This is a genomic window from Methylomonas sp. LWB (assembly GCF_001856095.1).
Lineage (GTDB): Bacteria > Pseudomonadota > Gammaproteobacteria > Methylococcales > Methylomonadaceae > Methylomonas > Methylomonas koyamae_A.
Genome location: NZ_MKMC01000023.1, coordinates 226294 through 239091, shown reverse-complemented (window position 1 = coordinate 239091; position 12798 = coordinate 226294). Strand labels below are relative to the sequence as shown.

General features: G+C 59.9%; 8 protein-coding genes. 2 read left to right on the top strand and 6 right to left on the bottom strand.

From position 1 onward, the window contains the following. Positions 1-179 precede the first annotated feature (179 nt). Both BJL95_RS11665 and BJL95_RS11660 read left to right on the top strand, forming a co-directional pair. On the top strand, positions 180-695 hold the full coding sequence (locus tag BJL95_RS11665) for a hypothetical protein (protein WP_254786781.1): 516 nt from the start codon (positions 180-182) through the stop codon (positions 693-695). Next, complete coding sequence (locus tag BJL95_RS11660) at positions 688-2025, top strand: ImmA/IrrE family metallo-endopeptidase (protein WP_071158128.1); 1338 nt, start codon at positions 688-690, stop codon at positions 2023-2025. The genes BJL95_RS11665 and BJL95_RS11660 overlap by 8 nt, the downstream gene beginning before the upstream one ends. 657 nt (positions 2026-2682) lie before the next feature. Here the strand turns inward: BJL95_RS11660 and BJL95_RS11655 are convergent. Genes BJL95_RS11655 through BJL95_RS11630 form a run of 6 tightly spaced genes read right to left on the bottom strand, consistent with a single transcriptional unit; the run spans position 2683 to position 12797 of the window. Continuing rightward, a complete protein-coding gene (locus BJL95_RS11655; protein ID WP_071158126.1) occupies positions 2683-4053 on the bottom strand; it encodes a DUF6519 domain-containing protein in 1371 nt (456 codons plus the stop codon). Positions 4054-4079: 26 nt separating this feature from the next. Continuing rightward, positions 4080-6227, bottom strand: coding sequence for a hypothetical protein (locus BJL95_RS11650; protein ID WP_071158124.1), 2148 nt, complete (start codon positions 6225-6227; stop codon positions 4080-4082). A gap of 7 nt (positions 6228-6234) precedes the next feature. Further along, complete coding sequence (locus BJL95_RS11645; RefSeq protein ID WP_071158122.1) at positions 6235-9573, bottom strand: putative baseplate assembly protein; 3339 nt, start codon at positions 9571-9573, stop codon at positions 6235-6237. Further along, entirely contained in the window at positions 9570-12107 is a 2538-nt protein-coding gene (locus BJL95_RS11640; RefSeq protein ID WP_071158120.1) for a putative baseplate assembly protein, read from the bottom strand. Before BJL95_RS11640 ends, BJL95_RS11645 begins: the two co-directional genes overlap by 4 nt. Then, positions 12104-12466 (bottom strand): GPW/gp25 family protein, encoded by a 363-nt coding sequence (locus tag BJL95_RS11635; RefSeq protein WP_071158118.1) that lies wholly within the window; start codon positions 12464-12466, stop codon positions 12104-12106. The genes BJL95_RS11640 and BJL95_RS11635 overlap by 4 nt, the downstream gene beginning before the upstream one ends. A gap of 7 nt (positions 12467-12473) precedes the next feature. Then, positions 12474-12797 carry a hypothetical protein gene (locus BJL95_RS11630; RefSeq protein ID WP_071158116.1) on the bottom strand — a complete coding sequence of 108 codons (324 nt, stop codon included), beginning with the start codon at positions 12795-12797 and terminating at the stop codon, positions 12474-12476. Position 12798 lies beyond the last annotated feature (1 nt).

Sequence of the window (12798 nt, the reverse complement as noted above, 5' to 3'; positions counted from 1 at the left end):
TTTGCAGGAGATTGAAGGTTTGGAAATGCGGGCGCTTGGAATAGATGATGAGTTGGAGTGAGCTATCGACCTGACGGTCGATCTGGTTCCCAAACTGCAGCTGGGGAACAAGCGGAAAATCTGACCATGAAACCGGAATGGGTTGAACTCGTCTAATGAAAGATTTTTAAGTACTGCTGATGTTTGGTATATTTCATTTAAGTATCTATTTCTTAGAAGGAAAATATGAGCCGCTTGAAATCTACGTTAACTGCATAATAATGAAAAGAAGATACCAGCAGTTTAACAACAAGCGCGTAATCAAAGAGCTAACTGTTTCCGAACGCCAACAATGCAAAGAGCTTGCGAAACAAGTGAAATACGTCGGCAATCCGGAACATAAACAAAACCCCGGCGACTTTGGACTTACACCGCCTAGCGGAGCGCGTCCGGGGAAATCTCTGTGCGATGCGGTCAATATATTTTCCAAGCGTATAGCCCAATCGTTATTGAAATTGGGCTTGCAAAAAGGACTGGTCAGCGAGCGTTATCACGGCGACTGGCCGCAAAATATCTGGTCAGTTACAGAAAAGGGCGAAGCATTGGAAGCGCAACTCGATAACAAAGAACAAGGCACTTATCACGGCTACCCTATGCCGGAATCCGACCCAATGGCAAACGAAGTGATTAAACGATGGAAGCTGTCTAATGGCTGAACTTAAATTTAACTTCGACTGGGCGGCTGCCGGACATGATGTCCCGGAACTCGCCAATACTATGGCTGAATTGGCTTTGCATGTCGGCAATGTCAACCTGACCAGAAACGACAACATTTGGGCCAAATCGGTACGCGATTCGGTTTTAGTATCTGCTTACCCTTTGGCAATGTGGCTAGCCTCGTCATGGTGGCGGCTCAATTTCGAACCTTTACCCGCCCATGGAAAACCGCCCTCTGTTGATTGGCGAATGGCACACGAAATCGGTGCCGCCAACCACGGCTTCGTATGGCCAAAAGCCGTATTTGCATCGGATAGCGAGGTCATACAAATTTGGGCCGAACCGTCCTGCGCTACGATTCAACAATCCGTCAAATACTTGAACAAGTTAGATGCCCACGCTTCTGTCAAATTGGCTGATTTTCAGCGTAGTGTAACTGGGTTTGTCGAGTCCGTTATAAGTCGCCTGGAAGCCGTCGATTGCAAGAACAGTCACTTGTATAACCTCTGGCAGTTAATTCAAGAAGAAATTGCCGATCCTCAGAGTGCCGACTACCGAAAGCTGGAAGCCGAATTAGGCTACGATCCGGACGAATGCCCTGACGCAATAATGGCGCATGCTCAAAAACTTGAGCAACGCATGGGAGCAGAAGCGCTAACCGAATTGGCGCCGGTATATGGCAGAACAGCCGGCACCGAACCTCTGAAAGCCATTGACGAGATAATCGAAGGTCCCGGACTAACCGGAAAGCCGGAAATGCCGCAGTTGGCCGAATCTGAATCCTCGACCGGGCTGCCGTGGCAACGAGCCATAGCCGCCGCAAGAAAATTGCGCCAATGTTTAAGTAACGAAGAAGCTGCCATCGACAACAAACAGCTTTACGGCTTGCTGGGCCTAACGGAAGACAACGTCGAAGGTTGGGTGCCTCTAACACGTAGTAGTGCCACTGTTGCAATACCTACAAACGGCGAGCACTTCAAGTTTGTACCACGAAAAAAACATCCTCAAGCAAAACGTTTTGAATTGGCACGCCTATTAGGCGATTTCGTTTTGACAAGCAACGCCAATCACCATTGGCTTACAAGCACCGATTTATCCACGTCGAGGCAAAAATATCAACGCGCATTCGCCGCCGAATTTCTTTGTCCGATAGATGCGCTGAAAGGTTTCTTGGACGGAGATTATTCGGAATCCGCAATTGAAGAAGCCGCTGAGCATTTCCGTGTAAGCCAAGCAACGGTCGACAGTTTGTTAAAGAATAACGGCCTTGTCTACTCCATGTTGGCCGGATATACGGACACCGCCTTACCTTATCGCTTAGGCGCTTAAATTCCGTAATGGTGGGCACGGATGTTTGTGCTCACGCAAAATATGGTTCGGAACTGGTGATAGTGTCGACTCCCAAGCCGGAGCTTGGAAATCCCAACTCTCAGAAGCGCGAGTTTCCGTTCCAACTAACTCTCCTTAGCCCATGACCCGCAGCCGCTACCGAGTCCGGCAAAATCCAAGCCCGCACTTCCTGACTGCGACGATCAACCAGTGGCTGCCGCAGTTTACTCGCCCGGCGACGGTAAATATCGTGCTGGGTTCCTGACGAACTTTACCGTACGACAGCGGGTTTCAGCTTTACGGTTACGTGATCCTGGAAAGTCACCTGCTCCTGATCGCCGCGTCGGCGGATTTGAGCCGGGACATGCAACGGTTTAATTCTTATTGGTCGGATTCTCGGTCGTGTTCGTCATTTCGGCAGGGATTGCCGAAATCCGGACCCCACGGACGGATCGAAGCTTGCCAGCCATGGCACTGGATGCCGGCTTCCCGGCGGGCATGACGGCGTTGCTTAAGGGTAAAGGCTCACCGCCAAGCAAATCATCGGTCATTTGCAGCAACGCGGTTCGGCGCGGGTGCTGGAACTATTGGCGTTATCGAAGCGGCCGGGTAAGACCGAAAGCAAACCTCAGGTCCGGAAGAATTGCCACGACTCGACTAGCGATCCCGGTTGTCCTGGCATAACGCATCGATCCCGGCGCCATCGCCCAGCCGCCGGCCGAGGCTGTTTTTGCAGTTCGCGGACAGCGGCGAGAAATCGCAGCGCAAGTCTTCTGTGACGGCGACCGCGTCGCCTTCTCCGACCTCAATCAGCGCCAGCGGCGCGTAGTGGTGCTCGACGCCGGCCGGCCGCTTGGACAACGCGACGCGGTTGCCCTGACCGTCGTCCCGGCCCGGCCATTCGATGTCGCCGGTGGCGGTGCGCGCCGGTATCAGCCAGTAATCGCCGCCGCGCAATTCGCCGTTAATCGTGAAGCGTACTTCGATGCCCGCCTCGACCGGCAGCCATTCGTTAGGCTTGATCGCCAGACCGTCGGCATCGCCCTGCTGGTCCCAGCGCCGCAGCAGCGGGTGCCGGTCAGCCCGATACACCAGCGGACTGGTGCCGGCCAAGGTGACGATTTTATTGACTCGATCGATCGCCGTAACCTGACATAGCGGAGAAACGGTGTTCAGCAACACGCTGTCGTCGTCCTGCAATTCCACCCAATCCTTTTCGGTCAGGGTTAATTTGTCGTCGCGGCCCAAATGCTCCAGCGTCACGCTCAAGGTTGCGGCGGCGGTATCGGCGACGAGATTGGTCACCGGAAAGGCCACCGCGCCATTTTCCCGCGACCATTTGAAGGTCGCCGGGCTTTCGTCGCCGCCTGGGCTGTGAATCTCGATCCGGTACAACTGATTTTCCTGGCCCCGATAGCGGGCGTCCGACGGCTGGCAACAAGCATCGGTCGGCGCGTCCGCCGGTTTGACTTGCGCGGCCAGACAGGCTTGACTGACGATTAATTGGCTATCCAAGGCCTCCCGCCAGTCGCGGCCATCCTGCAGCTCCAAGGTTTTGACCTGCCAAATCAATTGCGAGCGGCTGGCGGTATCGGCTCCGTTCAGGGCTTTTTCGCGGATATCGTCGTCTTCCAGATAGCTGATATGCCGTTCCCAAACATCCAGATACGCCAAATAGCGGCCCGACGGCAGCGGACCGGTTTTTTCGTCCAGACGATAGTTGGGTTGGCTCAGATAGGTCAGCCGCGCCGGGTTTTCGCACAGCAGTCCGTCCACGTAATAGCGGCCCGGACCGATGTTGAAGTCGCCGGCCTTGAGTTTGGGCTTGGTAAAAATCTCGAAGCCGAACGCCGCCGCCGGCCCGCCGTAGGGGCCGATCAAATCGGTGGCCAGCGTCTGCAAATAGTGCAGCAGGATCGCGCTTTGCTCGTTCCAGTCGGCATCGAGTTGCACCCGGCCTTGTTGCATCAATACCCGCAGGAATTGCTTGTCCGGGGTAAACGTCATTCTCGAAAAATCGCCTTTCATATCGTTGTCCTCAATTATGCGGCGGCTTAGCTCGCCAAAATGATGTCGGCATCGGTGCCGGCCGGCGTGTATTCCTGGAGCCGCGTCTGTAAGTTGGCCAAACGTTGCGGTTGAAACAAATCGTGAAACGCGCCCATTTCCGATTCGTCTTCGGCGCCACGCACGATTTCCGCCGCGCAATCGCAGGCCAATTGCGCATAGCTTGGCGTCCCGTAACGGCTGCTGCTGAAGTGCGGCACGACTCGCCGTTGTTCGAGCAATTTGGCGTCGCCGCTCAACTCGGCGGTCGCCAAGTCCGGCTGGCAGTGGTAACGGCGCGGGGTTCGCGAGGTCGGCGGCGCGTAGCAAAACCGCATGCAGCCCCGTTGGCGGCGGGCCACGCAGACCGTGCCCATGAAAATACTGTCTTCCGCTAAAACCAGCGCATGCACGTTGACGCAACCGAACACGGTGGTTCGGGCGACAGTCGTGTTGGCATGGGCAAAGCCGGCACCCGGCGCGCCGATAGCTTCGCTTTCCGGGCCGTCGCCGTCCCAGCCAGTGGCATCGACGATGCTATCGCTGATGTGCAGCTCCAACGGCTCGGCGTCGACTTCGTCGTTGCCGATTTGTAGCGATCCGACGATGCTGTGTTCTATGCGGATACAAACCAGGCTGTTGAGCACGGTCAGGCTGGGTTCGGCCGGCCGGCATGGTTCGCAGGCGCAGTCCAAGGACCAGCCCGGCACCAGCGTGCAATGACGGATCACCAAACTACCCAGCGGACCTTCGACCAGCACGCCGCGCCCGGCGATCAGCAAGCCGTCCAATACAAGATGGCTGTCGGCGCCGCCGCGGATGCTGAAGCTGTCGGGCTGGTCGGTCTGCCAATCCAGCAAGCGGATGATGGGCCGAGTGGCGTCGGCGGCGCGAATTTGCAGCACGCGGCCGGGCGCCAGCTCCAGATTGACCGGCAGCACATAGACCCCGCTGTCGGCAATCTCGACCACGGCGCGCGCTGGCTGCTGCCCGGCGGCTTGGCCGGATTGCCAGGGCAGCAGGGCTTTTTGCAACTCGTCCTGCCCACACACCCGGATCAACTGGCTGGCGGCGGCCTGCCTGAGTTCGCGCGGATATTCGCCGCCGCCCAGCGGCGCGCTGAAGCCGTAGTAATACGACACCCAAACTTTTTTGGGTAACTGCTTGCTCGGAAACGCCAGCCGGCCACGTTCGGTATCGATGGCCAATTGGCCCTTGGCCGGCACGAAGCGCCAATCGCTCAAATCGGCGCCGACCAGCAAATCCCTGGGCAAAGGCTGCGGCGTGTCTTTCTTCGGCCAACCCGGCGCCCAGATCGCAAAACTGCGGCCTTCGCCGTAATCGACCGGCGCGGCGGCGGTCTCGGCATGAAACAAGCGGCAGCGAATCGGTAGCGGCAACGCGGTTTCTTCGGCTATCGTATCGGCAACATCGGCCTGGGGCCGGTGATAGAGCGGACTGTCGTTGCCCAGCGCGCTAAACGTAAAACAATGCGGCGCCACCTCTTCGACGCAACAGGCCGAAGTCTTGCTGACCGAGTAAGCTTGAATACGCCAGACGAACAAGCCCACCGCCGCCGGATTGTAACGGCCCGGCGAATGAATGGACGCGATACGCCGCACGTCCACGCCGTGAGCAATGGCGTCGAACGGTCCGTCCAGCAAGTCCAGCGCCGTGCCTTGCCGGACATCGACGCTACGGCCCTGCGCTAACCGCTGGTAATTCAGATGCTGAGTGCGGCTGAGCAGTGGTAAAAATTCCACAGCCCGCGCCGGCCAGCCGGCCACGTCGGCGGCCAGGCCTTCCAGCAAGGCCAGACTGCCCTTGCGGCGCCGATAGCGCAGGGTGTTGGCGATTTCCCGGCGCGGCGTCAAGGCCCGATTCAGCAGCCGGCCTTGCGGCGTGGCGGCATCGCCGGGCCGGCCGGCCTCGGCGACCGGCCGGTAGCCGATCAAATCGCCCAAGTACGGCACCACCCAGTCGTCGCAGGTTTCGATGAACCAGTTTTCGTAGAGTTGGGCGATGTCGGCCTCCAGCAGATCGGCCTGTTCGGTTATCACCCGCAGCAGCGCCTTTAGCGGTTCGCCCTGTTCGGCATCGCGAATGCGGTGTATCGCCGGCAGTAATTCGTAGAGTCTATCGAGTGTCGCGTTCATGCCAGCCTCACAGTATCGGATTCAAGCTCAGGGTTTCCGGAATCTCGGCCGCCAACACCGCGATTTGCGCCGGCCGGATCGCGCCGTTCTCGAATTTGGCCAAATTGACGGCCAAATGCTGGGCCGGTTGGGTTTGCGCGGCGATGGCTTGCACCGCCTCGGCGATTTCGGCGGGCGTTTGCAAACGCCGACCCGCCGCCGCGTCGGGGATTTTTTCCGGCACGCCGCCGAAGGCGTCCACATCGACATACACCACTCCGGCCACGCCTTGCATCGCGCTAATGATTTCCGACAGACAAACGCTCTGCCCTAATTCGCGACGCTCGAAACCAAAGGCTTCCAGCAAGGCGGCACGCAGGGCCGGCTCGACATTTTCCCAGCGATAATCGGGCGCGATACGAACCGTGGCGCTGACGACGATCAACAACAACTCCCGCACCGCCAATTGCAGAGGCTGAAACGGATCGCCATAGTCGTGTAACGCTTGCCGCAAGTTCAAAAACAAGTCAGAAGTTTCATCGATGGGAATGTCTTCGGCGCCGGCTACCGTCACATGAACGATTTGGCGGCGACCGGACAACTCGACCGCGTAGGCCTTGCCGATGCCGGCATAGGTCCGGGAAAAATCCTGGTAATCGCGTACCGACACCAACCGGTCCAACGCCGCCAGGGTCAGCGGCGCATTGATCCTGGCTTGGTCGCGGCTTTCCGGATCGGCGCCGCCAGAGGCCCGCAATGGATTGATCACATCCCGGACGCCCAACGGCCGGCTCAGCAACAGGTTGATTTGCTCGGCCTTGACATTGCCGCCCTTGCCGATGCCGCTACGGTAAACCGCTTGAATATTTTCGACACCGCTCGGCAAGCGCGCACCGTGCGCGCCGTCGCCAAAAATTACCGAGGTTTTGCCGTCATCATCGGTTTGGGTCACGAAACCGCGGCCGGTCGAACTCAGACCGTTTAAAGCCGCGACTTCCCGCCATTGCACGCCATTGACCGACACCGTCAAGGTGCTGTCGATGCCGGCCGGATTGTTGGCGGCGACGAAGGTCAACGGCGATTGCTTTAACGTAAACCGTTGCAGGGCCTGGGCGCCGTTGCCGCTGCCCAGCACTTCCTTGCGGGTCTCGCCGTGGCTGGCCTTGACCACGTTGGCGTAGATCTTCACCGTGTCGCGTTTGAAGCAATAGGCCAGCGGTTTGGCTAGCTTGACGAAACTGTGGATGCGGTCGCCGGGCAAGCTGTACTCCAGTTTATCGACGCCGCCGTCTCGGCCGGCCAAACTGTAATAGGTCTGCCGATACAAATCCTGGCGCACCGAAGACAGCATCGCCAATTCGCTGAAACGCACGCCGGAAGTACCCGGCAGATCGGCGCGCTCGCCGCTGACGATGACCCAGCGACCGGCTTGCAAATCCTCGTGGTAGCGGTCCAACTCCAGCAACTCGCTATCGCCGCCGCACACCGGCGTGCTGATCGGCTCCTCGGCCAGGGCCAGGGCTTCGCTTTGAATGTGAACCGTCGTGGTACGCACCGTGGCGAACGGCTCCGGGTTGTTGCCGGTCGGTTCGCCGATCCAGGCCTTATCGCTCGGCAGGCTGACAGCCAGACTTTTACCGCTCAGCCCGTAAGCGGCCAGCGAGCGGTGTTGCAGGGTGTCCTTATCCAGGCGCACCACGATCTCGCTGCCGTTGGCTTTGGCAATGACGATCCAGCCGCCGGTGGTCAATGGATAATCGGCGTCCAGATATAGCGTGGTCGGCTGGTGGAATACCGCGCCGGTAACCGAACCGGTATTAGACGTGGTTGGCGTGTTATACGGGTTGGCTATTTGCCATTCTCGTAGCGTGTAATTACCGTTCGCGAAATCCGTCTGCCGCAACTGCGCGTTATGCCCGAACGGCGATGCCTTGCCGCGCAGCGCATACACCGTCACCGGCCCATCCAGCGTGATCCGGGTATTGGCGGTCGCGGCGGCCAGATGCGTGCGTAAGGCCGGACTGAAGCGCTTGGCGATGGCGTTGTTGGCGTCGGCCACCGCATTCAAGCCCTGGGTCGCGTAGCGAGCAGCGACATCGACCGTTAACGGTCGGGCACGGAAGCGAAGTTCGCCCCCATTTCCGCCGGTATCCCCGCCGCCCGCGCCGCCGCCGGCACTGGGATCCAATAGCGGTGCGGCAAAGAACTGACCGGCCAAATTGCGCGTCAAGGTCGCCTGGTTGCGGGGCTGAAGCGACGGAGACTGCGTCAAGCCGGCGATGATTTGCCGGTAATCCTGCAAGCCTTCCAGGGAAATACGCAGATAGCTCAGTCCAGTCGCGCCGATACCGTCCACCGACTTGACCGCATAGCCCAGTTGCCGGCTGTTCCGGCTTAACACGATTTGGTGACCTTCGGCGCCGATCTGCAGCAACCAGGCCCCGCCGTCGGCCAGCGAATACAGCGTCAAGCCGTCAGCCTCCACCTGTTCGATGTCCACGTCGAAACGAAAATCGAAAAACCCCGGCTGGCCGCTGCCGTCGTCGAGCAGCAACAAGGCGTATTGATCGTTCAGTACATCTTGCCAATTTAAGACGGCGGCAATCGGCGTCACGCCAATCTGCAAACGCACCAGGGTGCGGTCGTGCTCGGGTTCCGGCAGGACTTCGCCGACCCGTAGCAGCGCTGGCTCGTTGCCGCCGATCTGGATCAGCAGCGGATCGTCGACGTTCAGCTTGGTACTGATGCCTTTCAGATAGACGCGCGGACCGCCGGGATCGAAGAACATCGACAGCGACGTTTGCGGGCGGCTCAGGCGCGGCTTCAGCGTATTCCAGGCGGCGCGCGCCTCCAGGTCGTCGCTGGTTTCAAAGGTTTGCGGCGACTCGCCGGGCGCCGGCAGACTCTGTACTTTCGCGCCTTTGGCTATCAGGCTGGGACCTTCGAATTTATCGTCCAAACCATAGGCCAAAAACACGCTGGCCGCGACGCCGGGCCGGGGCTGATAACCGATCAACCGGGCCAGTTCCAACACCGAGCGGCGCTCGGTGGCAGTGCGCAAATAGCCTTCGTTGGCGATGCGTTCCTGATAAAAGCTCAACACTTCGGCGAGGCTAGCCCAAGCTTGCAGCAGCGCAATCGAAAAGTCATCGGGCTGGCGACTGGTCAAGGCCTGCAAGGGATAACGGCCCGCTTCGCCCGGCTCGGCCAGATTCAGCGTGGACAGGCGCGCCAGCGCCGATTCCAGAAACCCGTGGTAATCGCCAATCCGGTAGTGTAAGGCCGGCAAGCCGGGCCGGTTCTCGATGGCCGCCGGCACCGAGACAGAGATGCCCGAGCAACAGCCGCAAGATGAGATGGTATTCATCGTCCGCCCTCCATATTCAGCGTCAATAAGCCGTGTTCCGGAAAACCTTTATCGTTATCCAGACGGGCGATTTCCAGCGGCGCCAGCGTCAACACGCCGGTGGCGATTGCATCGTCGGCGGCTTCGAACAAGCGCCGCAATTCGCTGACTTCGACGCCGGCGACGCCGGCCACCTTTTGTGCCGCCGCGACGATGCGACTCAAATACACGCCGTCGCCGAAACTCAGATTGTCCGGATGAAAAAAGCCGCGCTGGCCATCGGCCAAAACGCGGTTGCTGAACATGGTTTGCAGGCTCGCTTTAATCTGGCTTTGCAAAAAGCCGGGCCGAACGCAGACTTTCAAGATCAAGGCCAGCGGCACTTGCAGCGCGGCAACCACTTCCAGGTCGTGACCGATGCGCCGGTAGCGCCGCAAATGCCGGTCGATGCGGCACAGCAAGCTTCGGCAGTCGGCACTGGCCGCGTAGGTATCGACCACCACCAACACCCTGTAGCCGCTGCCGGTCCAGCGCAGCGTTGCGGCGGCTTTTTGTACCTCGGCAGCGAAATCGCGCATTACAATTTGCGCGTAATCGTCACAAGTGACGGCGCGTTGCAACACCTGCCGAAACGCGTGCGGCGCCAGCAATCGCGCCTGCGCCACCGGCTCCGCCGCCACGCCACCCTGGGTAGGCAAGGGATTGCGCGCCAAGATGGTCGCGCCGCTGGGTAAGCGGTCGCGGAACACGACGCGTTTGATCGCCTCGGCGCCGACCAGACCAGCCGGGCCGTTGCCTGTCCGGTAGCGAGCCGCGATGCGCGTACCGGGTTTGGGCATCCGGCCCTGTTGGCCGTCGCCGAAACGCAGCCAGGCAACCGCATCGTCGTCAATTTCGACGGTAAAGTGGCGGTCACCGGCGTTGCTGTTCAACAAATCGGCTTGCGCCGACCAAGTGGCCGGCGTATCGCAAGCGCCGAGATCGGTTTCGGTCAATTCCAGCCAGGGCAATGCCAGGTGTACATCCTGATCCGCTAAACCGGTGGCCGCGACGACTAGGTCGTGTGCGCCGCACGGGTCGGGCTGACGACAGCCAGGTAGCGGCTGGACGTGGGTCAATTCGGGCTTGCTCAAACGTGGCCGAAAACGCAGCGGCAACGCCGTCGGTTCGCGCACGCCGCAATCGTCGCAATCCGGCCAATGCCAACTGCCGGGCACCGCTTCCAGCGTTTCGGTCACGGTTTCGCCGTGATCGACCAGCACCACGTTACCGCGCGCCACGCTGACGCCGGTCAGCGGCGAACAATCTTCGTCCTTGACCGCCGACAAACACAGCGCAAAAGGCAAAGCATCGGCCCGGCTCCAGCGAATATCAACGATGAAGCGCCCGGTCAACGGATCGACGCCTTCCTCCACCGCAATCAACCGCACCGGATGCCGGTGCTTGGGATCGGCATCGGCGCGGTTGCCGGTGTGCGGCCCCAGCACTTCCTCGAAAATCAACACGTCGCAGACTTGCAAACGCAATTGCCGGCTTTCGATACCGGGGTCCAGCAAGGTCGCTGAGGTCGCGCCCTTGGCCAGACAGCATTGCGCGTCGCCCCAGGTATAAAAATCGATGGTATTGTGCGCCGCGTACCAGTGCAGGGTTTGCTTGGCCGGCGCCAGCAAGGGCTCGTAGACCAGATAGGGTTGCGGCAAGGTTCGCGGCAAATCCTCGGCCTTGAGCAAAGCCGTGTCGTCGCCGGAATCGAACGCGGTGATAAAAAACACATCGGCGCTTTCGACGGCCAAATCTTGCGACACGTCCAGACACACCCAGGCCCTGGTATTGCAACCTTCGTGCAAGCGGTAATCCACCAAGCGGGCGTGGCGCCGGACCGAAATCCGCCGCCGCGCGGTGTCCAGATACGCTTCAGTGGCAACGGCGTCCTGGTAATAACTGAGATGGTCGCCGACGTAAGCCAGCAATTCGACCAGCGTCACGCCCAAATCCGGCACGTGGCGTTCCCGCCAATCCGGCAATGTCAGTGCCAGCCGGTCGTAAATCAATTGCCGGAAGCTGGCGTAATCCTTGGCCAGATAATTGATTTCCGGCAATTCCGCCGCCGGCGCCGAACAATCCTGCGCCGGCTTGCAGTCGATTTCACCGCCGCATGCGACCTTGAAATTGAATTCCAGACTAGCGTAACGTGGATCGAAGCCGGGCATGCTGCGCTCGGTGGGCCGGCCCTGTTCGTCCAGCGCCACTGCGCACAAGCGATAGTTGGAAAAATCGCCGTAACGGTCCAGGCCGACCAGCATGTAGTCGTCGCGCTCCGGGTCTTCGTCTCTAACGATTTCGACCGACACCACCCGGATGCCGGTAATCCGCTCGCCGCCGACGATGTGCAGATTCGCGGCGTCGAGGTGATCGGGGGCCTTGCGCAGAAAAAATACCGTCACGCTCAGTTGGTCGTCGCCGACTTCCAAGTAATCGAAGCCGTTCAAACTCTCGCTGGCCCGGACCAGGGCGCGGCGGCTATCATCGCGGCACAGCAAGGCCGAGGCGCTCATGTCGGACTCCTGAGGAATTCCGCGCTGCGAACCTCGCCGCTGCGCTTGACCCGGTATTGCACCTGTACCCGCAAGGTCGAGTCCTGGCTGGTCACTTCCAGGCCCAGTACATCCAGCACGTCGCCCAGCCAGCGCTGTAAGCCGGCCTGAATCGTGAATTGCAAGGTCGCGGCCAATTCGGCGCTGTTCGGCGCGAAAACCAGTTGCAGCAAACCGCTACCGAAGTCCGGCCGGTTGACGCGTTCGCCGTTGTTGGTGAACAGAAATTGCTCGATCATCTCGCGGATATGTTCATCCTCATTGGTGACGGCGGTGCGCCCGCGCTGATCGAAATGCAACGGAAAATCGACGGCTAGCATGGCATCCTCACAGCGCGCTGACGCGGGTTTGGGTGAATAAAATCAAAAGCGGTGTCGCGGTCGGCGCGCATATCGCCTGACTGCTTTGCACCACCAGCGGTTGGCCGTTGGACGTAACACGCGTGGTCCCCATCAGCCATTGCCCGGTCACGCAGGGGCCGTTGGCGGCGGGCGGCGGCGGCAACGCGCAACCGGCCACGATATAGGGCGCGGTCATCAGTACGGTCGGCTGACCGCTGACCGTGACGCGCGGATTGGGCACCGTCGGCGTCGCCTGACCGCCATGGGCGCACAGCACCTGCGCGCCGACATGCACTAAGAAGCCGGCCATC